The sequence below is a fragment of the Enterobacter sp. SORGH_AS_0287 genome (genome assembly GCF_031453695.1).
Lineage (GTDB): Bacteria > Pseudomonadota > Gammaproteobacteria > Enterobacterales > Enterobacteriaceae > Enterobacter > Enterobacter ludwigii.
This window is the reverse complement of record NZ_JAVIZW010000001.1, coordinates 3840545-3863342: the sequence shown is the minus strand read 5'-3', so window position 1 is coordinate 3863342 and position 22798 is coordinate 3840545. Positions and strand designations below refer to the sequence as shown.

Sequence of the window (22798 nt, the reverse complement as noted above, 5' to 3'; positions counted from 1 at the left end):
GATGATTTACATTTCTGCTGTTGGCATGGTCAACGCGCTGGGTAACTCGCTGGATGAGATTGCCGCTAACCTGACGGCGGGCGTAGCCCCTGGCATGCATTGTCGGTCCGGCTGGTTGCAGGATGCGCCCGACGCCGTGCTGGGTGGCGTGGAAGGTGAATTGCCGTCCATACCGGATACCCTGTCCGCGCACCGCACCCGCAATAACCAGCTGCTGCTGGCCGCGCTGGCACAGATTCAATCCACCGTTGACGACGCGATTACCCGGGTCGGCCGCGACCGCGTGGCCGTGGTTTTGGGTACCAGCACCTCCGGCCTCGATGAAGGGGATGAGCACGTACGATTAACGCTCAACGGCGAAGCCAGCACCCGGTGGCAGTATCCGCAACAGGAGCTGGGCGATCCGTCCCGCTTTCTTGCTAACTGGTTACAGCTCGAGGGCCCGGCATATACCCTCTCGACCGCCTGCTCCTCCAGCGCGCGGGCAATTATCAGCGGCCGGCGTCTGATTGACGCCGGGCTGGTGGATATTGCCATTGTGGGCGGCGCAGATACCCTGAGCCGGATGCCCGTCAATGGCTTTCACAGTCTGGAATCGCTTTCTCCAACGCTCTGCGAGCCGTTTGGCCGCGACCGTCGGGGTATCACCATTGGTGAAGCCGCTGCGCTGATGGTGTTGAGCCGTGAACCCGCCGGGGTCGCGCTGCTGGGAACAGGCGAGTCCAGCGATGCTTACCATATTTCGGCGCCGCATCCGCAGGGTGAAGGCGCCATTCGCGCCATTACCCAGGCGCTCAATGACGCGGGTCTGCAGCCGGAGGATATTGGCTATATCAACCTGCACGGCACCGCCACACCGCTCAACGATCAGATTGAATCACACGTGGTACACGACCTCTTTGGAGAAAACGTGCCCTGCAGTTCTACCAAACACCTTACCGGCCATACGCTGGGCGCTGCCGGTATCACCGAAGCGGCGTTGAGCTGGCTTATTCTGACGCGTGACCTGCCGTTACCCCCACAGGATTTCGCCCGCTACGCGCCGGACGAGACGCTGTCGCCGTGCGGCGTGCTGCACCAGAGCACCGCGCTGAAAAAACCGGTCATTTTATCTAACTCGTTCGCGTTTGGTGGCAACAACGCCAGCATCCTGCTGGGGAGAGTGTCATGAGCTACTTATCACCCGTCGACTATCTGCCGCACGATGCGCCAATGATGCTGCTGGGATCCGTTGAACGCGTCACAGACGATTCCGCCGTATGCCGTGTCGCGGTCAACGGCCAAAGCGTACTGGCGCCCTTTTTGAATGCCGAGGGCGATTTGCCAGGCTGGTACGCGCTCGAACTGATGGCGCAGACCGTTGGCGTCTGGTCAGGCTGGCATCGCCAGCAGAAAGGGCAAGATCATATTGCGCTGGGCATGGTGCTGGGTGCGCGCGAGTTGGTCTGCGCCAGTGGACATTTCGCAAAAGACGCGACGCTGGACATCACCGTCAGACTGCTGATGCAGGATGAACGCTTCGGCAGTTTTGAATGTACGATCTCCTCAGGTGAGGAGACGCTGGCCACGGGCCGGGTCAATACCTTCCAGCCGAGCGCAGAAGAATTAACATCGCTTTTTAATCAGGGATCTCACGCATGAGTCGTTCCGTACTGGTCACCGGGGCCAGCAAAGGCATTGGTCGTGCCATCGCCTGCCAGCTTGCCGCTGACGGGTTTACCGTAGGCGTACATTACCACCGTGACGCCGCAGGCGCGCAGGCGACGCTGGATACCATCACACAGGCGGGCGGTCAGGGTCGCCTGCTCTCTTTCGATGCAGGTAACCGCGAACAGTGCCGTGACGTGCTGGAGCAGAATATCGAGGCCCACGGCGCATGGTATGGCGTGGTCAGTAATGCCGGTATCACCCGCGACGGTGCGTTTCCGGCCCTCAGCGAAGACGACTGGGACAGCGTCATCCATACCAATCTCGACAGTTTTTATAACGTTATTCAACCCTGCATTATGCCGATGATCGCCACCCGAAAAGGGGGGCGCATTATCACCTTATCCTCCGTGTCCGGCATGATGGGCAACCGCGGTCAGGTGAACTACAGCGCGGCAAAAGCGGGCATTATTGGCGCGACCAAAGCACTGGCGATTGAGCTGGCAAAACGCAACATCACCGTGAACTGCATTGCGCCGGGGCTGATTGATACCGGCATGATTGAAATGGAAGAGGCTGCGCTGAAAGAGGCAATGTCCATCATTCCCATGAAACGGATGGGCCAGGCCGAAGAGGTTGCAGGACTTGCCAGCTATCTGATGTCAGATATTGCAGGCTACGTTACCCGCCAGGTCATTTCCATTAACGGAGGAATGCTATGACGCGTCGCGTGGTGATTACCGGTATGGGCGGCGTTACCGCCTTCGGTGAGGACTGGCAATCCGTTTCCCGCAGGCTGCTGGCGTATGACAACGCGGTACGCAAAATGCCGGAGTGGCAGGTTTACGATGGCCTGCACACTCTGCTGGGCGCGCCGATTGATGATTTCACCCTGCCGGAACACTATACCCGTAAGCGTATTCGCGCCATGGGCCGCGTGTCGTTGATGTCGACCCGCGCCACCGAGCTGGCGCTGGAGCAGGCGGGGCTGATTGGCGAGGCGGTGCTCACGAATGGCCAAACCGGTATCGCCTATGGCTCCTCCACAGGCAGTACCGGGCCGGTCAGCGAATTCGCCACCATGCTCACCGAAAAACACACCCACAACATCACCGGTACGACCTATGTGCAGATGATGCCGCACACGACCGCGGTGAATACCGGCCTGTTCTTTGGCCTTCGGGGTCGCGTTATCCCGACGTCGAGTGCCTGTACGTCAGGCAGTCAGGCCATTGGCTACGCCTGGGAAGCCATTCGTCACGGTTATCAGACCGTGATGGTCGCAGGCGGAGCAGAAGAGCTTTGTCCGTCAGAGGCGGCGGTGTTTGACACCTTATTCGCGACCAGCCAGCGCAACGATGCGCCGAAAACCACCCCTTCGCCATTTGATACGCAGCGTGATGGTCTGGTCATTGGGGAAGGCGCAGGCACCCTGATTCTGGAAGAGCTTGAGCATGCCAGAGCACGCGGTGCAACTATCTATGGCGAGATCGTTGGCTTCGCCACCAACTGTGATGCAGCCCATATCACCCAGCCACAACGTGACACCATGCAAATTTGTATGGAGCAGTCGCTGGCGTTAGCAGGGTTAAGCGCGCGGGACATGGGGTACATCTCCGCGCACGGTACCGCCACCGATCGCGGTGATATCGCCGAAAGCCAGGCCACCGCCGCCATCTTTGGCGACAACGTGCCAATTTCGTCGCTGAAGAGCTATTTTGGCCACACGTTAGGCGCCTGTGGGGCGCTGGAAGCCTGGATGAGTCTACAGATGATGCGTGAGGGCTGGTTTGCCCCGACGCTCAATTTAAGACAACCGGATGAGCAATGTGGTGCTTTAGATTATATTATGGGTGAAGCCCGTCAGATTGACTGCGAGTATCTGCAAAGCAATAACTTCGCATTTGGCGGCATCAACACGTCGATAATCATCAAACGCTGGGCGTAACTATGTACCAGTTTATACTGGGAAAGATCTCCACCCTGAGCGCAGACCCGCTGGCGTCGACGCTTGCACATATGGCACCTGCGGGTGCACGAAATGCATCCTGGCTGGCGGGGAGAACCCTGCTCGCCAAAACGCTTTCTCCTTCTCCGTTACCCGAGATCGTCTATGGTGAGCAAGGGAAGCCGACCTTCGTGGATGCGCAGCCCTTCTGGTTTAACCTGAGTCACAGCGGCGATAATATCGCGCTGCTGCTGAGCGACGAAGGCGAAGTGGGGTGTGATATCGAAGTTATCCGCCCACGTGAAAACTGGCAGGCGCTGGCTAACGCCGTCTTCAGCGTGGCGGAACATGCGGAGCTGGAGCGCGAAGACCCGGAGACAAAGCTTTCTGCTTTCTGGGGGATCTGGACGCGTAAAGAGGCCATCGTGAAGCAGCGAGGCGGCAGCGCCTGGCAGATTGTCAGCATCGACAGCACGTCGCAGACGCATTCGGTAAGCCAGCTCCAGTTCGGCTCGCTCAGTCTTGCTGTCTGCACCTCAACGCCTTATACCCTTACCGCCGGGACGATTGCTCACCACGGGATGTCCGTGGCATAAAAATCACCAGCACGCCGAGAATAATCATCCCGACCCCCGCCAGCCCGTGCCAGGAAAAGTGTTCGTTCCAGCCGGGCAACAAAATGGCCGCGGCCCACACCAGAATGTAACTGAGGCTCAGCAAGGCATACGCTTTGCTGAGCGCCATGCGATGCAACGCCAGATACCAGCAGCCCATCGAGGCCACATACCCCATGAGTCCCAGCAGCAGCGCGCCAGTACCGGATGAGAAGTGCCAGAGCGCGGAGACAAACGCATCAAGCTCGCTGACTGGTGGCAGGGCCTGCATGGCATAGCGCAGCAGCAGCTGCGCCGCGCTGACCAGCATTACGCTGCATAACGCCCAGAACGTTCCTCTCACAGGCTTCCTCCGAGGATAACAATGCCGATGATGATGAACCCGACGCCCAGCCAGTGATGCAACGCGACTTTTTCATGCCAGAATGCTTTCGCCGCCAGGGTCACCCAGACAAAATTGAGGCTCAGCATAGGGTAGGCAACGCCGACAGGCAGGCGCTGCAGGACCACCAGCCAGACCAGCATGCCGCTGCCCAGTGCCAGCAATGCCAGGCCCAGCCACAGCATAATATGCGCGCCACGCCGCCCGGCTTTCGCCGGACGGGTGGCCTGCTTCTGACACAGCTGCCCTGCGCAGGTCAGCAGGCTTGCCAGTATCAACCAGAGCCAGGTCGTCATTGCGGTAAATACTGCAGCCAGGCCAGACGGCCCTGAATATACAGGCTGTCCGGTTCTGGCAGATGAGCCCGCTTAATATCGTCGTGTTTTGACAGCAGGATCACCAGTGACACGCCCCCCTGCTGGCGATGCGTTGCCAGCCACTGCGCAAAATTATCTTTCTCGACAAATCGGTCTTTCACATCCGGGTACGCTAGCCCGTAGCTCAGCTCACCGCTCTGACCAAACAGAATGATGTCATTACGCTTAAGCTCCCACGCCAGCCCGGAGGCCACGCCAACATTGTTCGCCAGCACAAACCGGCTGCTCTGAAGCGGGTCACGGATGGTATCCACCAGCGACTGCGGCTGTTTGGAATCCACCACCAGGTTAGGAATGGCAAACCCAATCAGCAGCGCCACGCCAGCAGGACACAACGCCGCCAGCCACCAGCGCTGCGCGCTTTGCCGCACGGTAAACCAGCCGACAGCCGCCCAGATGAGAAACGCCAGCACCGCGCAGAAGACTTTATACAGCTCAACGGATGTCCAGACCGGATGCTTAGCAACCCCCCACGGCGAGACCACCAGCGCCGCCGCCACGCCAATCACACCAAACGCCAGGTTAATCCCGCCGTTAATGCGTAACGCTCTGGCCCCTTTGTCCGCCGCGATGCAGGCATAGCGCGCCATCAGGATAGCCAGCGGAGCAAAACACGGCAGGATGTAGGTTGGCAGTTTGCCTTTGGCAATGCTGAAGAACAGCAGCGGCATCACGACCCATCCAAGCAGATAAAAGCCACCGCCCGTGTTGTCTCTTTCGCGCCAGCCCAGCCGAAACGCGCCGGGCAACAGCGCCAGCCACGGCAGACTGCCGGCCAGCAGGAACGGCAGGTAGTACCAGAACGGCGCCTTGTGCTGAGCATCGCTCTGGGCAAAGCGCTGAATATGCTCAACCCAGAAGAAGTAGCGCCAGAAATCAGGCTCTCGATGCGCAATGGCCAGCGCCCAGGGCAGGACGATCAGCACACAGCTCACGATGGCCAGCCAGCCAAAGATCAGCACCTCTTTCCAGCGCTTCTGCGCAATCACCCACGGCAGCACGCCTATCACCGGCACCGCCAGCGCCAGGAACCCTTTGGTCATCACCCCCATGCCGCAGGCAAGCCCGAGCAGCACGTAGCCACCCGCTTTTCCGGCCACGGTTTCAGCCTGTGAGGCCAGCCAGAAGCTGCACATAGCGGCCACCAGCCACAGGGTAATGATGGGATCCAGCACGGCGTACGTACCAATGCCATACACCAGGAACAGGGTCAGGAAGATAAGGCCGGAGAAAATGGCAACGCGCTTATCCCGCCACAGGCGCCACGCCATCCAGATCACCAGCAGAGCCGTCAACCCGGTTGAGAATATGGCGCCGGCGCGCACGGCAAAGTTAGTATGCCCAAACAGCAGTTGCCCGATACTGTTGATCCAGTAGCCCGCAATCGGCTTTTCAAAGTAACGCAGCCCCAGAAAATGCGGGACAATCCAGTCTCCAGACGCCAGCATTTCGCGGCTGATTTCCGCATAGCGCGTTTCATCAGGCTGCCACAGCAGGCGGATATCGATCGGAATGAGGTAGTAAACGATAAACAGTGCGAGAAGCGCTAAGCCATAACGGGCTGCTTTCATGATACCGGACTCACGGTTTGTTGATAGCCAAGCCAGCCTTCCCGGCCAGCCAGTTCATTACGCACAATTTTGCCCACGGGCAGGACGCTAAGATCCTCTGGCAGCAATTCGCTCAATGGACAAAACTGAATGCCCTCCTGAGCGGCCATCGTCAACAGTGCATCGAAATCATGCTGATACGCAATCCCTTCCACTTCCGCGTGGATGGTATAGACGGGCGTACCGGTATCGCGATGAATGCAGTCCAGAATATAGCGATTGAACCCTCCGGCACTGACCTCGCGCCCAACCACTTCATCCCAGGTGGGAAGCGTGACCGGGATTTGCACCGTCCCCAGGCGATTCTCCCCGATGAGCGGCAAAAAAGGCCCGGTGCCGCGGCAATCGCTGTTGTAGCGAAACGCGAAGGGTTCTTTGGCTTTCACCACGCGTTGGTCGGCACGCCATCCCGCCACGGCGGAGCAGCGAATCGTCTGACCGGTAATGGCCTCCAGCTCCAGCATGCCGCGCTCAACTTCACGCGACAGGCGTGGAATATCCCAGACGCCAGCCCAGGCCTGCCAGGCATGGTGATCCCAGGCATGCAGTCCAACCTCATGGTGCTGTGCCGCGTCGCGGATAACGGCTTCATTACCCGCGCCAATGCGCCTGCCGGGCCATGCGGTTCCGGCCAGCAAAATATCCCAGCCGTAGAGAGAGGCTGCGCGTGAGCGCAGCATTTTGAACAGAAATGCCGGTTTAACCAGACGCCATAAATGACGTCCCATATTGTCAGGCCCCACGCTGAAGAAAATGGATGAGCGCACGTTGTGCTTGCTCAGCAGTTCCAGCAGTTTGGGTACGCCATCACGCGTCCCCCTGAAGGTGTCGACATCAATGCGTAAACCGACTTTTCTCATGAGACCTGTTCCGACAGCTCCACGGTGCGCAGGAAGAAATCGAGCGTTTCATCAATGGTCTGATCCATCTTCACCGTCGGTGTCCAGTTCAGGCAGCGTTTCGCATTACGAATGCTCGGTTTACGGTGCTCAACGTCCTGATAACCTTTACCGTAGTAGCTGCTGCTTTCCACTTCACGGAAACCGGCAAACGGCGGGAAGCGATCGCGCAGCGGATGACGTTCAAAGCTTGCCAGTAGCATCTCAGCCAGCTCGCGAATGCTCGCTTCGTTATCCGGGTTACCGATGTTGATGATCTCTCCGTTGCAGCGACCCTCTTTGTTTTCGATGATGCGGAACAGCGCCTCGATACCGTCGCTGATATCCGTAAAGCAGCGTTTTTGTTTACCGCCTTCGATAAGCTTGATGGGCGAGCCTTCCACCAGATTCAGGATCAGCTGGGTGATGGCACGTGAGCTGCCGATACGCGCCGCGTTAAGGTTATCCAGACGTGGCCCCATCCAGTTAAACGGACGGAACAGTGTAAAGCGCAGACCCGCTTTCTCGCCGTAGGCCCAGATCACGCGGTCGAGCAGCTGCTTGGAGACGGAATAAATCCAGCGCTGTTTGTTGATCGGCCCGACGACCAGGTTAGAGGTATCTTCGTCGAAGTTTTTGTCAGTACACATGCCGTACACTTCAGAAGTGGACGGGAAGATGATGCGCTTGTCGTATTTCACACAGTCGCGGATGATCTTCAGGTTCTCTTCGAAGTCCAGCTCGAACACGCGCAGCGGGTTACGGGTGTACTCAATCGGCGTGGCAATCGCCACCAGCGGCAGCACCACGTCACATTTTTTAATGTGATATTCAATCCACTCGGAGTGAATGCTGATATCCCCTTCCACAAAGTGGAAACGCGGGTTGTCGAGGAAACGACTGATGGCATCAGCACCGATATCCAGACCATAAATTTCGTAGTTATCGTCTTTCAGCAAACGCTCGGTCAGGTGGTTGCCGATAAAGCCGTTGACGCCGAGGATCAGCACGCGGGTGCGGCGTTTGATGGCCACAACCGGTGCGCTGGTGATCAGTGCGCCAGTGACCAGCCCCAGAGACTGAGCCAGCTGCGCGCCCTGAACGTAAACGCCGTTATCGGTTTGCCCGGTCACGATCTCCAGCGCCTGCTCGCCGCAGCTGACAATCAGCGGGGAAGCCGAGACAACGGTGCCCGGTTTGGCGGCAGGAATGTCGTCGCGTACGCGGGATTTCCAGACGATAAATTTACTTACGCCTGCAAAGCTGTACGCCCCCGGCCAGGGGTCGGTAACGGCACGCACCAGGTTGTGCAACTGACGAGCCGGCTTGTTCCAGTCCAGACGGCCATCTTCTGGCCGGCGACGGCCAAAACAACTCGCCTTGCTCTCATCCTGCGCGGTCTCGCTGAAGGTGCCGTTAAGGATCGCTGGCAACACATCACGTAACAGGCTTTGCGCTACGGTGCAGAGCTTCTGATGAAGCTGCAGCGCAGTTTCATCCGCGTCGATAGCCACGCGCTGCTGCGCGATGATGGCACCGGCATCTGCGCGGTGCACCATACGGTGTAAAGTGACGCCGGTTTCCGTTTCGCCGTTCACCAGCACCCAGTTCAGCGGTGCGCGGCCACGGTAGGCGGGCAGCAAAGAGCCGTGAAGATTAAATGCCCCTTTTGCGGCCAGACTTAAAATCTCATCGCAAATCAGGTTGCGATAATAGAACGAGAAGATGGCATCAGGCGCGAGCGCCCGGATGCGATCCACCCACAGCGGATGGTTGACATCGTCCGGGGCGTAAACCGGAATACCTCGCTCTGCGGCGATACGCGCCACCGAGCCAAAGAAGTTATTCTCTCCGGCTGTGTCCGGATGCGTGAAGATTGCAGCGATTTCATAGCCCGCTTCCAGCAGGGCCAGCGTGCCCGCACACCCCATATCGTGATAGGCAAAGACAACAGCTTTCATGGGTGAATTTCCTCTTGAGATGCTTTGTGTTCCTGGCGGACAACACGTTGAATAAAGTAGCGCGGACGTGCGCGAACATCGTTATAAATACGGCCAATGTATTCCCCGAGCAGGCCCATCCCGACAAACTGGGCGCCGATGAACATAAACAGCACGGCAAAGAGCATGAAGACCCCTTCCGCCGCCCACTGGGGACCGTAGATCAGGCGGAGTAACACCAGCAGCACGGAGAGCGCGAATCCGAACACGGCAATGATGCTGCCGAAAACGCTCAACAGGCGCAGCGGCGTGGTGGTCAGGCAGGTGATAAGGTCGTACATCAGGTTGATGAGACGCATAAAGCTGTACTTCGACTCCCCGTGCTCGCGCTCGGCGTGCAGTACCGGGATTTCCGTCGCCTTACGGGCAAAGGTGTTCGCGAGAATGGGAATAAACGTGCTGCGTTCATGGCAGTGCAGCATGGCGTCGACAATATGGCGGCGGTAGGCGCGCAGCATGCAGCCATAATCGCCCATCGCTTTGCCGGTGGTCCGCTGGATCAGACGGTTGATTGTGCGGGAAGCCAGCTTACGGAACAGGCTGTCCTGACGGTTTTGCCGCACCGTGCCGACCACGTCGTACCCTTCATCGGCCTTTGCAACCAGACGCGGGATCTCTTCCGGCGGGTTTTGCAGATCGGCATCAAGCGTAATAATCAGATCGCCCGTCACATGGCTGAACCCGGCCATAATGGCGGAGTGCTGACCGTAGTTACGGTTAAGCAGCACGGCAACAATATGGCTGCCCTCGGCCTGCGCGGCTTCGGTCAGCATCAGCGCGGAATTATCGCTACTGCCATCATCCACCAGCAGTATTTCATAGGCTTTGCCGAGCGTGTCGCAGGCGGCCGTCGTGCGGCTGATCAGTTCGGGCAGGCTCTCCTGTTCGTTGTAAACGGGGATAACCACAGAAACTTTTTGTACAGGCGGTGCGCTGAACATATCAATTTCCTGCAAGCTGATGGAGCGCGGTAATGACGCGGGTTGTGTCGTCATGAGTCATGTCCGGGAAAAGGGGGAGAGAACAAATACGCGCGCTATTCCATTCAGAATTCGGGAGCGATACATCAGGAAAACGCTCGCGGTAGTATTTTTGCGTGTGCGCCGCGCGGAAATGCAGGCCGGTGCCAATGCCTTTTTCCTTCAGGGCTGCCATCAGGTTGTCGCGAGAAATCCCGCAGCGGGCTTCATCCACGCGAATGATGAACAGGTGCCAGGCGTGGACGTGCGGCCATGAAGGAATACGCAGCGGCTGGAACGGCGTATCGGCAAGCTCGCGCAGATAGCGTTCAGCAATGTCATGACGTCGTGCGTTGGCCTCTTTCAGTTTGCCCAACTGCACCAGCGCCAGCGCGGCGTTGATATCCGCCAGGTTGTATTTGAAGCCGGGCGTGATAACTTCAGCCTGCGGCGCACGACCGTGCGTCTGGCGGTCGTAGGCATCCACACCCAGGCCGTGGAATTTCAGGCTACGGATCCGCTGCGCCAGTTGCGCATCGTCCGTGACCACTAACCCGCCTTCGGCGCAGGTCATGTTTTTAATGGCGTGGAATGAGAAAATCGCGGTGCCCTGCCAGCCCACGTGACGCGAGTGGTAGTACGTGCCGGCTGCATGCGCCGCATCTTCAATGACCGGGATACCGTGACGTTCCCCGATGGCGCGAATGGCGTCGATGTCACACGGCGCGCCGGCATAATGAACCGGAACAATCGCTTTTGTACGTGGCGTAATGGCGGCGTCGACCGCATCCGGCGTGATCATCAACGTATCCCGGTCCACATCAATCATCACCGGGGTTGCGCCCAGCAGCACAATCATATTCAGTGTGGATACCCAGGTCAGGGAGGGGGTAATCACTTCATCGCCTGGACCAATACCCAGCGCCATCAGCGTGACATGCATTCCCGCGGTCGCTGAGCTGACGGCAATCGCATGTTGATTCCCGGTTAGCTGACAGAATGCCTCTTCAAGCGCCTGATTTTTCGGTCCTGTGGTGATCCAGCCGGAGGTTAATACCTCCTGCAACGCCGCTAATTCCTCGCTACCCATGGACGGCCGGGAAAAAGGCAAAAAATCACTCATCATTAATTTCCTTGAAATAAGAATGGCACGCTTTTGATATTAACCAAATGCCGGCTCGTTTATTTCAACGAACCATAAACTTATATCAAGGTAGCTAACATTTCTTAGGGAAAAATTAAGAAAGACATTCCATTCACTTTGCCCACCCATTAACAACTTAAAATACAAAGAGTTAAATTATTATGAATTATTTATTGTGTGATCAAACTCGACCTTTGCCTGCAATTTTTTAAACATAACATCAACAAACAAAAAAATCCCGGCTATTTCTTTTAAAAGAAGAAATAGCCGGGAACTTTTCTTTTTAGTTAATTGTCGCGCTTATTTTAAATTATCAGGAAAGTTTTTTGGTAACTCGCTCGCCGCACAGGCAATAACGCTTTCATTATTAGCCCCACAGTCGCGAACAAAGGTGATAGTCGCAAATTCATCAATGACTTCAGTGGGGTATGCCGGGCCCGCATCGCGATACGCATTCATCAATGGAATATGATCGTTCTGGAAGCAGACGGTTTTTTCTGGATTGTTGATCACCCAACGTGGGAAGAAGATGGTGCCGTGGAACAGTTTGTCACCCAGGTTTGCAATCAGGCTCACGTCGGTACCGGTTGGTTCTGTCCAGGAAATTTTATAGATGCTCTCCCCTACGCGAACAATATAAGCCTGCTGATCTTTCACCCAACGGTTCGCCACAATCCCGCTGTGAATACGGTAATCAAGGGTGGTTTCATTTTTGACATAAATCTCGTAGTTCCAGCCATTATCGTAGGTATATACAAGGTGTTTGCCGACGAAGCCGCTTAAGTCATGTTTGTCGAAGGTGTTCATAATGTGTCTCCTTTGCTTTGATGAGACGATCGTACCCCTTCAAAAAATGAATGAATAACGCTATGTTTAAATCAAATTCATCCAAATTTTAGATTAATCATGCATAAGACGACGCTTGAACAATGGTCATTACTGGAAAGAGTGGTCGAGGCAGGCAGCTTTGCCAAAGCAGCGGAAGAGACCAACCGCAGCCAGTCCTCGGTCAGCTATAACCTGTCGCTGCTGCAGGAGCGGCTGGGCGTGGCGCTGCTGGTGCCCGAGGGGCGGCGGGCTGTCTTAACCCCGGCCGGCGAACTCCTGCTCAACCAGGTTAAACCGTTGCTGAAAGCCTTCGCCTATGTTGAGACCCGTGCGGCAAGCCTGCGTAACGGAATGCGCACGCGGTTAGATCTGGTGGTGGACAGCATTTTCCCGCGCCGACGCCTGTTCGCTATTTTGCGTCAGTTCCAGCAGCTGTATCCGCAAACGCAGGTCCGCCTCACCGAAGTGCTGGAAAATAGCCGCACCGATGTCATTAATGATGAAGCCGACGTGATGGTGTTAACCCGCCGCCAGGACATAACCGGTCTTGGCGAATGGCTGATGAATATCGACTTTGTTGCCGTGGCGCATCATCAACATCCCCTCTTTAGCCTCGACGCGCCGCTTAACGACGATATGCTGCGCCCGTGGCCGCTCATTCAGATAGCCGACAGCCAGACCGCCGCGCGTGCGGCCGGCGAGTCGTGGACCTTTTCCACCATTGATGCAGCCATAGAGGCGGTGATGTCCCAGGTCGGCTATGGCTGGCTGCCAGAGGAGCGTATTCAGACCCAGCTTGATCTGGGGGTGCTTAAACGCCTGCCGCTTAGCCATGGCGCGCGCCGGGCTACGCCGCTGCACCTGATTGTGAAACGCTCGCTCGGCCCGCTGGATGAACAGGTTGAAACCCTGCTGCGCCTTTTTAGCCAGGAGCCGCCATCCTCACCTGCTACGCTTTAAGGTCCGAACGTTAAACACGATAAGGAGCAGATGATGAAGATCGATTTTACGGGGAAAGTCGCGCTGGTGACCGCCTCTACCGGCGGGATCGGGTTCGCCATAGCCCGAGGGCTGGCTGAAAGCGGTGCGGAAGTGATCATCAATGGCCGTAGCACGGAATCTGTGAATAAAGGTATCCAGCAGCTACAACAGGTTGTGCCTGGGGTGCAGGTACGCGCCGCAATTGCCGACCTCAGCACGGCTGAAGGGGTGGAATCGCTGCTGAACGTGGCGACCCACGTCGACATCCTGGTCAACAACGCCGGCATTTACGGCCAGCAGGATTTTTATGGCACCGACGATGACACCTGGGAGCGTTACTGGCAGACAAACGTGATGTCCGGCGTGCGTATCTCCCGTGCGCTGCTGCCGGGTATGGTGCAGAAAGGCTGGGGACGCGTGGTGTTTATTTCGTCCGAGTCGGCCTGCAATATTCCGGCGGACATGATCCACTATGGCGTGACCAAAACGGCGCAGCTGTCGCTCGCTCGCGGGCTGGCGAAGTTCGTGGCGGGAAGCGGTGTCACGGTGAACAGCGTATTGCCCGGCCCCACCCTTTCAGACGGTTTTGCCGACATGATGAAAGACGAGATCGAGAGAACCGGCAAATCGCTGGAGGAACTGGCGAAAGAGTTTGTGATGACTCACCGCCCGAGCTCGGTTATCCAGCGTGCCGCGACGGTGGAAGAAGTCGCCAATATGGTGGTGTATGTCTGCTCGCCCCAGGCCTCCGCCACCTCGGGCGCGGCACTGCGCGTCGATGGCGGCGTGGTGGATGACATCATCTGATCCCTCAGACAGAACGGTCTGTGACCCGTCGGGCAGTAATATAGTGCGCCTGCCAGTAGTCATCAGTCAGGGTTGAAACGGTTACGCCCTGGCTGCGTGAGGCATGAATAAACTGGCTATTGCCGATGTACACGCCCACGTGCCTTCGGTCTGGACCGGTCTGAAAGAAGACCAAATCCCCCGCCTTCAGACGGTATTGCGCCACCTTCACGCCGCGATGGATCTGTTCGCCCGTCGTGCGCGGCAGATTAAGGTGCGCCGCATCGCTGAACAGATGCTGCATCAGCGCGGAGCAGTCCACGCCCCGATGTGTGGTCCCGCCCCACTGATAGTGGGTGCCTTTCCACTTCTGGTATTGATCAAGGATCCGGGTACGCAGTGGTCCTGTTTCCTGGTGCAGCAGCGCGGATTTTGCCGGAGAAAGGGCGAGCTCGCGGTTCATTGACAGCATCGACGCCGGCAGTTGAAAACTCAATGCCGAAAACGAAGCCAGACTTAACGAGAGGATTGAAATAAGCGATCTAAACGTCATATCAAAATAGATTCAGTGAGTGAATATTTTCCTTACCGGTGGGGGCCAACGTTCCCCCGAAATAGCGCTCAATGTGGCGATAATATAGACAGCTCGCTTTTCAACCAATTATTATTGAGACCAAAAATGGACTCACTTTCCGATCGCAAGATCGCGAAAAAAATGCTCAAGACAGAAGGACAGACAGGGTAAAGCAGGTAAACTAATCAACAGAATGTGTATTTTAGCTAAGACGTATTTATGACCAATATGATTGCCGACGAGGCCGTGGCCAAATCCAACGTGCTCTCCGTCTTCGACTTTGATGGAACACTGACGCACCACGACAGCTTTATCCCTTTCCTGCGTTTTGCCTTTGGTAAACGTTACTTCGCGGGCCGCCTGGTGCGTATGGCCTTGCCCACGCTCCACTGCGTGCGTCGTAAGCTGACGCGCGATGAGCTGAAGGAAGTGTTGATTAAAACGTTCCTGACGGGCGTGGATGAACACTGGCTACGCCAGCAGGCGGAAGCGTTTTGCGAAAAATACTGGGACAAGCTGATGCGCCCTGCCGGCGTACTGGCCGTCGCCGCAGAGGTGAATTCCGGTGCGGAAGTGACCATCTGCTCCGCCTCTCCGGCGCTGGTGCTCCAGCCGTGGGCTGACAAGCTGGGGATTAAGCTGATTGGCACACAGCTGGAAGTGAAAGACGGCAAGCTGACCGGGCGTATCACCGGCAACAACTGCCGCTGTGCCCAGAAGGTGGCGAGGCTGGAAAAAGTGTATGGCGATCTGAATAGCTACCACCTGCGCGCGTGGGGCGATACCCGCGGCGACCATGAACTGCTGGCGGCGGCGCAGGATGCACACTGGCGGCACTTCCATCCACCGCGCAAGCGTCGACATTCACCGATTAAGTGTTAGACACTGTCTACCCGAAAACGGCAACCAAAGGTTGCCGTTTTGCTTTTAATGGGCTTCTTTTTTACCCGGGAACATCACGCTGGTGATAATCCCCAGCGCCAGCACGCCAAGCACCACAAACAGGCTTGCCGTGGCACCAATGCTGTAACCGTGGTGCCAGAAGTGATCGGTGGCATTTAATCCGAGCTTGAACGCCACGAAGAACAGCAGCAGCACCACCGCTTTCTCCAGATGCACCAGATACTGCTTCAGCGCTTCCAGCACGAAGTAGAGCGTACGCAAGCCGAGGATGGCGAACATCATTGCGCTGTAAATAATAAGCGGCTCACGGCTGACGGCAATAATGGCCGGCACGGAGTCAAACGCGAACATCACATCAGAGAGTTCCACGACCGCCACGCAAAGCAACAGCGGCGTTGCGTAGCGCTTCGCCTTCTTCACGCGGCCAACCATCACGTCCTGGTTTTCAGGTTTCTCCAGCTCCGCGTCCACCTCTTTCTGGGTCAGAATAAAGGCATTGCTGCTGATTTTAGGCCAGACAGGATAGAAGCGTTTCACCAGACGGTAAGCCAGATGGCCGGAGTAATCTTCAACCTCGTCACTCTCTTCATTGCGTCTGAGCATCATCACCGCCGTCCAGCCGACGACCAGCGCGAAGATAACCTCGACGTAAGGCCCCAGACTTAACAAGCTGGTCCCAATGGCCACAAAGATACCGCGGAAAACAATCGCCCCGAGCACGCCCCAGTAGAGGACGCGGTGACGATATTTATCCGGCACGCCGAACCAGGCAAAAATCGCCATCATCACAAACAGGTTATCGACGGAGAGCACCTCTTCCAGCGCGTAACCGGTGAGGAACAGGCTCGCCATCTCTGCGCCGTGGTGAACATACAGGAACCCGGCGAAAGCCATGGCCATCATGACCCAGAAGAGGGACCACATGGCAGCGCTTTTCAGCGAGATCGGTTTATCGTGACGGTGCATAAAGAGGTCGATAAACATCGCCCCGACGGCCATCACTACAAAGACAACAACGGTTTCAGTCGGGAAACCGAGATGAGCAGCAGACATACACAACCCTTTTGGCAGACAAAACACAACACCATGCAAACTGGCGTAAACCAGGAACGGAAAGGGGCAGGCTGTTTACCAGCCTTTAACCCTTAAAGCCGCGGCCTTCCAGGCCCGGCAAAGAGAGGTACTTTACCGCACTCCATGGGGTCGCGCATCTGCCGTTTAGGCGCTCATGCCGCGCAAACGCTGCAGTACGGCCACCAGAACCGCCACTGACCAGCCCACCATCAAGGCGCCGACCAGGCCTTCCACACCCCCAATCAGCCGCCAGTGCTGAGGCAACGTGACATCGCCGTATCCCACCGTGGCGTAACTGACCAGCGAAAAGTAGAAGCTGGTGTTCCAGTCGTTAAATGCATCAATAACAAAATAAAACCCGGCGAACAGACCGGCTTCAAGAAGATGGGCGAAGATCATGGAGATAACGATCCCGACGTTACGCAAAACCACGCGCACCGCAGAGTCGACCTCTAAGTTAATGAATTTTAAAACGCAAAACATCCACAGCGAATGGATGACCACCGTAAGGGTAAGCAAAATAATGATGCTGAGTAGCTGCATGAAAGGTGCTCTGACCGGGAAGAAAAATGACCCCGCGAACGCAGCGGGGCACCTGGAGCTGTCTGGCCTGGTCGAAGCTTAGTGGATCGGAGGAAAAAAGTTGGTGCAATAATTGCGCTGCGTGATTATCACCCTTATAGAGTCTCCTCTTTGCGGCTGGTTCGACTGCTGTGAGCGATATATCTGGAGCGCACTATCTGTGAGTCACCTCTTATTTACATCATTTAAACCTTCCATTAACTGGATAAAAAGAACGCGCCGTCGCTATAGTGGTTTTGTTTAATAAAACTCAGTTGTACCTAATAAAACAAAGAACATACCCTGCGAGGACACAATGACAGAACATTTACGTAACGGTGCTACCGCCACCGAGGACATAGAAAGAGAGACGATGCGGAAGGTGATCTGGCGTATTCTCCCGTTTCTGATTGTCAGTTACCTGGTCTCCATTATCGATCGCGGGAATATCGGCATGGCTTCGCTGCAGATGAATGAGGACCTTGGCCTCAGCAAAGCTGCATTTGGCTTCGCCAGCAGTCTTTATTTCGTGGCCTATTTTCTGTTTGAAGTACCCAGCAACCTGGCCATGCAGAAAGTCGGCGCCCGGCTGTGGATCCCGCGCATTATGATCAGTTGGGGCATCGTCTCCATGTGTATGTCCCTGGTGCAGAACGCCACGTCGCTCTATATCGTCCGTTTTCTTCTCGGTGCTGCAGAGGCGGGCTTCTTCCCGGGGCGTCGTGCTGTATCTGACCTGGTGGATCCCGTCCCGCTACCGCGCACGCATTATTGCGTCCTTTATGGTCGCCATCCCGCTCGCTAACTTCATTGGCTCCCCGCTTTCCGGGTTGATACTGTCACTGGATGGCTGGCTGGGTCTTCGCGGCTGGCATCTGCTGTTCATTATTGAAGGCTTGCCGGCGGTGCTGCTGGGTATTGCAGCCTGGTTTATTCTCCGGGATCGCCCTCATCAGGCGAGCTGGCTTAGCAGTGAACAGAAACAATGGCTGGAAACCACGCTGGAAACCGAGCGCAATCAGCAAAAGAATATCGGACACCAGACCACCTGGCAGTTGTTAAAGCATCGCCAAATCTGGCTGATGGCGCTGATTTACGCGGGTGCATCGTCCGCGGGTACCACCATCAGCGTCTGGTCTCCTCAACTGCTGAAATCCTTCCATCTCGATAATCTTGAGACAGGTCTGCTTAACGCCATTCCTTACGGTCTGGCATCTGTTCTCATGATTGTATGGGGACGGAATTCCGATCGTACCAACGAACGCCGCTGGCATACCGCACTCACGCTATTCATAATTGCCGCCGGCGTGTTCGCCGCCTTTGTGAGCGTTTCGCTGTCTGCCACGATCGTTATCCTCAGCATTATGCTGATAGGCGCCTATTCAATGAAAGGGCCTTTCTGGGCGCTGGCGTCCGGTTGGATGAGCAGTACTTCAGCGGCGGCGGGACTGGCCGCGATTGGCGCCATCGCAAACCTGATAGGCGGGGCGGTGATGGTAAACGCGTACGGCATTATCAATGAGCGGACGGGCAGCTACACGCTGGCGATGCTTCCGCTGGCCGCGCTGTGCGTGGCCGGGGGGATAGCGGTGCTCATTATGGGCCGACAGGCCCGCAACGCTCAGCTACAAGAAAAACAGGTCACGCATTAGCGTTGACAGAAGCGGGACAACTGTCCCGCTTCTGCATTTAAAGATGTTCTTCCGCCGTATCGCTCGTTTCCCCAAAAAACTGCTGACAGAAGAGCTTACTGGCTCCCATTTTCTGCGACAGACGGCTTGCTGCCGCCTTCATCAACTGACCTATCTCCTTCTCACGACAATCTTCCGTCAGCCGTGAGATGGGGCCGGTCAGGGCTAACGCCGCAACCAGCTTGTCGTGAACGCCGAAGACAGGCATCGCAAACGCAGCGGTGTGGGGATCGCGTGCGCCTGACGTGTAGAAAGGGAGTTCAGCGTCTCCCTCCGGCAGGCTCTCATTGAGCCCCCAATGGCGTAATACCTTACTGATGGCCGAATTATCGAGCGGAAACTGGCTACCGGGAAGATTGCTGTGTCGCAGGCCATGCGACGCTTCAGCGCGAAACAGGCAAAGCCGCTGCCCTCCCTCCAGCACATACCAGCTGGCACTCTCCTGAGACGCCAGGGATAAGGCCTGAAGCTCTGGCTGAACCACTCGGGAAAGATGGAAAGATTGTTCATACAGCTTGCCGAGGTAAAGCAGACGTGGGCCCAGCGCATAATTGCCGTCTTCATGCCTGACGACGTAATTCATCCGTTCAAGAGAATTCATCAAGCGGTAAACCGTGGTTTTGTGATAACCCGATAGCTGTGCCAGCGCGGTCAGCGTCAGGCTCTCATCTCCAGGACGGAAGCAATCCAGTAAAGCCAGCGCTTTTTCAACCGCTACAACGCCTTCATTCCCCATCATTATCTCCTTGTTAGCCCGGCAGTGAGTGTACCTCAAATTTTGTGAGTCACTTCGTGTTTACATCACAAACGCCATCTCGGGTCTGGCTAAAAGGAAAGCAACACCGCTATAGTTGTTTTGCACTGTACACCTGCATTGTACTTAGTAAAACAATATGGAGGCATTCATGTCCGTTACTGAAAAAAAACCGATTAATCGCCAGTTTGATCGCGTTTCTGCCGAGGACGTTCGTCGGGCTGCCGAGTATCAGGCCGCTATTCTGGCCGACGTGGCCGGTCGCCGCGGTACGCTTCATGGCCGCATCAAACCGCTGGCCCCACACATGTCCGTTGCGGGTCCGGCCATCACCGTTGAAGTCCGTCCGGGTGATAATCTGGCGATTCATGCCGCGATGGCGGTGGCGCAGCCCGGCGATGTCCTGATCGTCGATGGCAAAGGCGACCTGAGCTGCGCGCTGCTTGGGGAAATCATGGCCACTCAGGCTCAGGCGAGCGGCATTGCGGGCATTATTATTGACGGCGCTGTACGAGACGCCGATACCTTGAGCAAAGGTCACTACCCTGTCTTTTCTGCCGGTCTGAACCCCTGCGGCCCGACAAAGCTAATTTCTGGTCGGGTTAATCATCCCATTTCAGTCGCCGGGGCGACGGTTCAGGCCGGGGATCTGGTTGTCGCGGATATCGACGGCGTGGTAGTCATCCCGCGCGATGAGGTTCAGGAAATTATCGCGCTGGCAAAAGGAAAGCTGGAGATGGAGACCCGACGCCTTGCCGCCATCCGTGAAGGCGATTTACGTCCACACTGGCTTGATGACGCGCTTCGTAAGGCAGGTATGTTAGATGACGGGGAGACGCTGTGATGGGGGGCAAAGACGTAGTTCTGGTTACCGGAAGCGACCTGGCGGAGCAGGCCATGGTGATGTTGCAGGGCTTTGAGGTGGTGTTTGCGGGCCGCCAGCCCACAGAAGATGAACTGATCGCGCTGTGTGAACGACACAATCCTGTGGCGATTCTGGTACGTTACGGCAAGATTACCGCGAAAGTCATGGATGCCGCCCCCGCTCTGCAGGTTATTTCCAAGCACGGAAGCGGGATCGATGTGATAGACCAGACGGCAGCGGCCGAGCGCAACATCGCCGTCCGCGCTGCGCCAGGTGCAAACGCGGCGGCAGTGGCTGAACATACCTGGGCGCAGATCCTCGCCTGCGCAAAGTCGGTGGTACCTCTGGACAAGCGCCTGCGAGACGGGCACTGGGATAAGGCGACGCATAAATCCATTGAACTGGAGGGCTTAACATTAGGGCTCATCGGATTGGGTGCTATCGGCTCGCGTGTGGCACATATTGGCCACGCATTCGGCATGAAGGTGCTGGCTTACGATCCCTATGCTAAGTCCATGCCTGCCCTGTGTGAACGCGCAGAAACGCTGAATGGACTTCTTTCCCGTTCCGATGTCATCTCTTTGCACTGTCCGCTGACCGATGAGAATCGGGGGATGATCAATAGCCAGACGCTCGCACACTGCAAGCGGAACGCAATTCTGGTAAATACGGCACGCGGCGGACTGATCGACGATGAATCGTTACTGGCGGCGCTCAGGGATGGCACGCTGCACAGCGCAGCGCTGGACAGCTTTACCCACGAGCCGCTGACGGCGCCGCACCTCTGGCAGTCCGTAGAAAACGTGGTTATTTCACCACATATTGGCGGCGTTACCGCAGCGTCATATATCAAGATGGGGACCGTGGCCGCGAGCAATATTCTTGCTGTAACAGACGTAACCACCGTCAGCCCGTAAAGCCAACTGTGACGAGTGGCAGTGCTCTTATGTCACTTGTCTTCTGCCAGCGCCTGAGCACACGCCCAGGCACTTGCCCATGCCCACTGGAAATTGTATCCGCCGAGCCAGCCGGTCACATCCATCACCTCACCAATAAAATAGAGCCCAGGCACGTTGCGCGCTTCCATGGTGCGTGAGGAGAGTTCATGGGTGTCGACCCCGCCAAGCGTCACTTCCGCCGTGCGGTAGCCTTCGGTACCGTTGGGCTGCACCCGCCAGGCTGTCAGCGTCTCAACCAGCACCTCCTGTTCGCGGCTGTTAAGCTGCTTGAGCGACACATCGGGGATCTGCCCCAGCACCTGCAAACATTCCACCAGACGTTTTGGCAACTGCATGGCCAGCGTGTTTTTCAGGCTTTGATTCGGGTGCGCCGCGCGTTGCTCGTTGAGGAAAGCCTCCAGGTCGCAATCGGGTATCAGGTTAACCGTGACAAACTCCCCCGGCTGCCAGTAGCTGGAGATTTGCAGTACCGCCGGGCCGGAAAGACCACGGTGGGTAAACAGCAGGTTTTCACGGAACACCGTACCGTCTTCAGCCGTAATGACCGACGGCACCGAGACGCCAGAAAGCGTCTGGAGCTGTTCCAGCAGGGGCTTATGCAGGGTGAACGGTACCAGCCCCGCACGGGTGGGCAGCACGTTCAGGCCAAACTGTTCGGCAATCTTGTAGCCGAATGGTGAAGCACCGAGCCCCGGCATGGAGAGGCCACCGCTGGCAATCACCAGGTTATCGGCGCTGACGCTTTCCCCGTTTAACTGCAGCGTGTAGCCCTGCTCATCGCGGGACACCTCCAGCACTTCCGTGCGCAGGCGCATCACCACGCCGCCCTTCTCGCACTCGGCCACCAGCATATCGACAATCTGCTGGGCGGAGTCATCACAGAACAGCTGGCCCAGCGTTTTCTCATGCCATGCGATACCGTGCTTACCCACCAGGTCGATAAAGTCCCACTGGGTGTAACGCGCCAGGGCCGATTTGCAAAAATGACGGTTCTGGCTCAGATAAGCTGCAGGTTCGACATAGAGATTTGTAAAGTTGCAACGCCCGCCACCGGACATTAGAATTTTACGTCCTGGCTTTTTACCGTTATCCAGCAACAGCACGCGACGACCCGCCTGTCCGGCCATCGCCGCACAAAACATACCCGCCGCACCGGCGCCAATTACCACGGCATCAAACCTTTCCACGTCAAAATCCTCTTCGTTAACTGCCGCGGATTGTAAAGTTTCCTCTGTGGTCACACCAGCGCAATTAACCGAGATA

At 56.7% G+C, this 22798-nt stretch carries 23 protein-coding genes and 1 pseudogene; 11 read left to right on the top strand and 13 right to left on the bottom strand.

Going from position 1 to position 22798, the window contains the following annotated elements:
• Window position 1: 1 nt before the first annotated feature.
• Genes QE396_RS18285 through acpT form a run of 5 tightly spaced genes read left to right on the top strand, consistent with a single transcriptional unit; the run spans window position 2 to window position 4191 of the window.
• Complete coding sequence (locus QE396_RS18285) at window positions 2-1171, top strand: beta-ketoacyl-[acyl-carrier-protein] synthase family protein (RefSeq protein WP_020884523.1); 1170 nt, start codon at window positions 2-4, stop codon at window positions 1169-1171.
• Window positions 1168-1641 carry a hypothetical protein gene (locus tag QE396_RS18280; protein ID WP_020884522.1) on the top strand — a complete coding sequence of 158 codons (474 nt, stop codon included), beginning with the start codon at window positions 1168-1170 and terminating at the stop codon, window positions 1639-1641. The genes QE396_RS18285 and QE396_RS18280 overlap by 4 nt, the downstream gene beginning before the upstream one ends.
• Window positions 1638-2369: a 3-ketoacyl-ACP reductase FabG2 gene (locus QE396_RS18275; protein ID WP_020884521.1), complete on the top strand. Its 732-nt coding sequence runs from the start codon at window positions 1638-1640 to the stop codon at window positions 2367-2369. The genes QE396_RS18280 and QE396_RS18275 overlap by 4 nt, the downstream gene beginning before the upstream one ends.
• Window positions 2366-3595, top strand: a complete 1230-nt coding sequence (locus QE396_RS18270) for a beta-ketoacyl-ACP synthase (RefSeq protein WP_020884520.1) — start codon at window positions 2366-2368, stop codon at window positions 3593-3595. The genes QE396_RS18275 and QE396_RS18270 overlap by 4 nt, the downstream gene beginning before the upstream one ends.
• Before the next feature lie 2 nt (window positions 3596-3597).
• On the top strand, window positions 3598-4191 hold the full coding sequence (acpT, locus tag QE396_RS18265; RefSeq protein WP_014172047.1) for a 4'-phosphopantetheinyl transferase AcpT: 594 nt from the start codon (window positions 3598-3600) through the stop codon (window positions 4189-4191).
• Here the strand turns inward: acpT and arnF are convergent.
• The 8 genes from arnF to QE396_RS18225 all read right to left on the bottom strand — a co-directional run bounded on the left by arnF (window position 4148) and on the right by QE396_RS18225 (window position 12366).
• Entirely contained in the window at window positions 4148-4552 is a 405-nt protein-coding gene (arnF, locus tag QE396_RS18260) for a 4-amino-4-deoxy-L-arabinose-phosphoundecaprenol flippase subunit ArnF (protein ID WP_020884519.1), read from the bottom strand. The genes acpT and arnF overlap by 44 nt on opposite strands.
• Window positions 4549-4887, bottom strand: coding sequence for a 4-amino-4-deoxy-L-arabinose-phosphoundecaprenol flippase subunit ArnE (gene arnE / locus QE396_RS18255; protein WP_014172049.1), 339 nt, complete (start codon window positions 4885-4887; stop codon window positions 4549-4551). The genes arnF and arnE overlap by 4 nt, the downstream gene beginning before the upstream one ends.
• Window positions 4884-6539: a lipid IV(A) 4-amino-4-deoxy-L-arabinosyltransferase gene (gene arnT / locus QE396_RS18250; protein WP_020884518.1), complete on the bottom strand. Its 1656-nt coding sequence runs from the start codon at window positions 6537-6539 to the stop codon at window positions 4884-4886. The genes arnE and arnT overlap by 4 nt, the downstream gene beginning before the upstream one ends.
• Window positions 6536-7438: a 4-deoxy-4-formamido-L-arabinose-phosphoundecaprenol deformylase gene (gene arnD / locus QE396_RS18245; protein ID WP_020884517.1), complete on the bottom strand. Its 903-nt coding sequence runs from the start codon at window positions 7436-7438 to the stop codon at window positions 6536-6538. Before arnD ends, arnT begins: the two co-directional genes overlap by 4 nt.
• Window positions 7435-9417, bottom strand: coding sequence for a bifunctional UDP-4-amino-4-deoxy-L-arabinose formyltransferase/UDP-glucuronic acid oxidase ArnA (gene arnA, locus QE396_RS18240; RefSeq protein WP_014172052.1), 1983 nt, complete (start codon window positions 9415-9417; stop codon window positions 7435-7437). The genes arnD and arnA overlap by 4 nt, the downstream gene beginning before the upstream one ends.
• Window positions 9414-10397: an undecaprenyl-phosphate 4-deoxy-4-formamido-L-arabinose transferase gene (arnC, locus tag QE396_RS18235; protein WP_020884516.1), complete on the bottom strand. Its 984-nt coding sequence runs from the start codon at window positions 10395-10397 to the stop codon at window positions 9414-9416. The genes arnA and arnC overlap by 4 nt, the downstream gene beginning before the upstream one ends.
• A 1-nt stretch (window position 10398) precedes the next feature.
• Window positions 10399-11538, bottom strand: coding sequence for a UDP-4-amino-4-deoxy-L-arabinose aminotransferase (gene arnB, locus QE396_RS18230; protein ID WP_032670492.1), 1140 nt, complete (start codon window positions 11536-11538; stop codon window positions 10399-10401).
• Window positions 11539-11859: 321 nt separating this feature from the next.
• A complete protein-coding gene (locus QE396_RS18225) occupies window positions 11860-12366 on the bottom strand; it encodes a phenolic acid decarboxylase (protein WP_020884514.1) in 507 nt (168 codons plus the stop codon).
• A 99-nt stretch (window positions 12367-12465) separates the two neighbouring features.
• Here QE396_RS18225 and QE396_RS18220 point away from each other — a divergent pair, with 99 nt between their 5' ends.
• Both QE396_RS18220 and QE396_RS18215 read left to right on the top strand, forming a co-directional pair.
• Complete coding sequence (locus QE396_RS18220; protein WP_020884513.1) at window positions 12466-13347, top strand: LysR family transcriptional regulator; 882 nt, start codon at window positions 12466-12468, stop codon at window positions 13345-13347.
• A gap of 33 nt (window positions 13348-13380) precedes the next feature.
• Window positions 13381-14175, top strand: coding sequence for an SDR family NAD(P)-dependent oxidoreductase (locus tag QE396_RS18215; RefSeq protein WP_020884512.1), 795 nt, complete (start codon window positions 13381-13383; stop codon window positions 14173-14175).
• 4 nt (window positions 14176-14179) lie between these two features.
• On the opposite strand, the gene QE396_RS18210 is transcribed toward QE396_RS18215, so the two are convergent.
• A complete protein-coding gene (locus QE396_RS18210; RefSeq protein WP_020884511.1) occupies window positions 14180-14707 on the bottom strand; it encodes an NlpC/P60 family protein in 528 nt (175 codons plus the stop codon).
• Window positions 14708-14947: 240 nt separating this feature from the next.
• Between QE396_RS18210 and QE396_RS18205 the strand changes: the two genes are divergently transcribed.
• Entirely contained in the window at window positions 14948-15610 is a 663-nt protein-coding gene (locus QE396_RS18205) for an HAD family hydrolase (RefSeq protein WP_014172059.1), read from the top strand.
• A 45-nt stretch (window positions 15611-15655) separates the two neighbouring features.
• On the opposite strand, the gene QE396_RS18200 is transcribed toward QE396_RS18205, so the two are convergent.
• Together QE396_RS18200 and QE396_RS18195 are read right to left on the bottom strand one after the other, a co-directional pair.
• Entirely contained in the window at window positions 15656-16684 is a 1029-nt protein-coding gene (locus QE396_RS18200) for a TerC/Alx family metal homeostasis membrane protein (protein WP_020884510.1), read from the bottom strand.
• A gap of 165 nt (window positions 16685-16849) precedes the next feature.
• Window positions 16850-17248, bottom strand: coding sequence for a potassium channel family protein (locus tag QE396_RS18195; protein ID WP_020884509.1), 399 nt, complete (start codon window positions 17246-17248; stop codon window positions 16850-16852).
• Between the two features lie 334 nt (window positions 17249-17582).
• Between QE396_RS18195 and QE396_RS18190 the strand changes: the two are divergent.
• Window positions 17583-18918 (top strand): annotated as a pseudogene (locus QE396_RS18190) (MFS transporter).
• A 37-nt stretch (window positions 18919-18955) separates the two neighbouring features.
• Here QE396_RS18190 and QE396_RS18185 read toward each other — a convergent pair.
• Entirely contained in the window at window positions 18956-19693 is a 738-nt protein-coding gene (locus QE396_RS18185) for an IclR family transcriptional regulator (RefSeq protein WP_309952665.1), read from the bottom strand.
• Between the two features lie 169 nt (window positions 19694-19862).
• Between QE396_RS18185 and QE396_RS18180 the strand changes: the two genes are divergently transcribed.
• Entirely contained in the window at window positions 19863-20555 is a 693-nt protein-coding gene (locus tag QE396_RS18180; protein ID WP_020884506.1) for an RraA family protein, read from the top strand.
• Window positions 20555-21493, top strand: a complete 939-nt coding sequence (locus tag QE396_RS18175) for an NAD(P)-dependent oxidoreductase (protein WP_020884505.1) — start codon at window positions 20555-20557, stop codon at window positions 21491-21493. The genes QE396_RS18180 and QE396_RS18175 overlap by 1 nt, the downstream gene beginning before the upstream one ends.
• Window positions 21494-21525: 32 nt before the next feature.
• On the opposite strand, the gene QE396_RS18170 is transcribed toward QE396_RS18175, so the two are convergent.
• Window positions 21526-22722 carry an NAD(P)/FAD-dependent oxidoreductase gene (locus QE396_RS18170; protein WP_032670504.1) on the bottom strand — a complete coding sequence of 399 codons (1197 nt, stop codon included), beginning with the start codon at window positions 22720-22722 and terminating at the stop codon, window positions 21526-21528.
• Between the last annotated feature and the right edge of the window lie 76 nt (window positions 22723-22798).

What these genes read in the sequence shown, in the direction of transcription:
- QE396_RS18285 (WP_020884523.1), top strand. Translation starts at nt 2, where the DNA reads ATGATTTACATTTCTGCTGTTGGCATGGTCAACGCGCTGGGTAACTCG.
- QE396_RS18280 (WP_020884522.1), top strand. Translation starts at nt 1,168, where the DNA reads ATGAGCTACTTATCACCCGTCGACTATCTGCCGCACGATGCGCCAATG.
- QE396_RS18275 (WP_020884521.1), top strand. Translation starts at nt 1,638, where the DNA reads ATGAGTCGTTCCGTACTGGTCACCGGGGCCAGCAAAGGCATTGGTCGT.
- QE396_RS18270 (WP_020884520.1), top strand. Translation starts at nt 2,366, where the DNA reads ATGACGCGTCGCGTGGTGATTACCGGTATGGGCGGCGTTACCGCCTTC.
- acpT (WP_014172047.1), top strand. Translation starts at nt 3,598, where the DNA reads ATGTACCAGTTTATACTGGGAAAGATCTCCACCCTGAGCGCAGACCCG.
- arnE (WP_014172049.1), bottom strand. Translation starts at nt 4,887, where the DNA reads ATGACGACCTGGCTCTGGTTGATACTGGCAAGCCTGCTGACCTGCGCA.
- arnT (WP_020884518.1), bottom strand. Translation starts at nt 6,539, where the DNA reads ATGAAAGCAGCCCGTTATGGCTTAGCGCTTCTCGCACTGTTTATCGTT.
- arnD (WP_020884517.1), bottom strand. Translation starts at nt 7,438, where the DNA reads ATGAGAAAAGTCGGTTTACGCATTGATGTCGACACCTTCAGGGGGACG.
- arnA (WP_014172052.1), bottom strand. Translation starts at nt 9,417, where the DNA reads ATGAAAGCTGTTGTCTTTGCCTATCACGATATGGGGTGTGCGGGCACG.
- arnC (WP_020884516.1), bottom strand. Translation starts at nt 10,397, where the DNA reads ATGTTCAGCGCACCGCCTGTACAAAAAGTTTCTGTGGTTATCCCCGTT.
- arnB (WP_032670492.1), bottom strand. Translation starts at nt 11,538, where the DNA reads ATGAGTGATTTTTTGCCTTTTTCCCGGCCGTCCATGGGTAGCGAGGAA.
- QE396_RS18225 (WP_020884514.1), bottom strand. Translation starts at nt 12,366, where the DNA reads ATGAACACCTTCGACAAACATGACTTAAGCGGCTTCGTCGGCAAACAC.
- QE396_RS18220 (WP_020884513.1), top strand. Translation starts at nt 12,466, where the DNA reads ATGCATAAGACGACGCTTGAACAATGGTCATTACTGGAAAGAGTGGTC.
- QE396_RS18215 (WP_020884512.1), top strand. Translation starts at nt 13,381, where the DNA reads ATGAAGATCGATTTTACGGGGAAAGTCGCGCTGGTGACCGCCTCTACC.
- QE396_RS18210 (WP_020884511.1), bottom strand. Translation starts at nt 14,707, where the DNA reads ATGACGTTTAGATCGCTTATTTCAATCCTCTCGTTAAGTCTGGCTTCG.
- QE396_RS18205 (WP_014172059.1), top strand. Translation starts at nt 14,948, where the DNA reads ATGACCAATATGATTGCCGACGAGGCCGTGGCCAAATCCAACGTGCTC.
- QE396_RS18200 (WP_020884510.1), bottom strand. Translation starts at nt 16,684, where the DNA reads ATGTCTGCTGCTCATCTCGGTTTCCCGACTGAAACCGTTGTTGTCTTT.
- QE396_RS18195 (WP_020884509.1), bottom strand. Translation starts at nt 17,248, where the DNA reads ATGCAGCTACTCAGCATCATTATTTTGCTTACCCTTACGGTGGTCATC.
- QE396_RS18185 (WP_309952665.1), bottom strand. Translation starts at nt 19,693, where the DNA reads ATGGGGAATGAAGGCGTTGTAGCGGTTGAAAAAGCGCTGGCTTTACTG.
- QE396_RS18180 (WP_020884506.1), top strand. Translation starts at nt 19,863, where the DNA reads ATGTCCGTTACTGAAAAAAAACCGATTAATCGCCAGTTTGATCGCGTT.
- QE396_RS18175 (WP_020884505.1), top strand. Translation starts at nt 20,555, where the DNA reads ATGGGGGGCAAAGACGTAGTTCTGGTTACCGGAAGCGACCTGGCGGAG.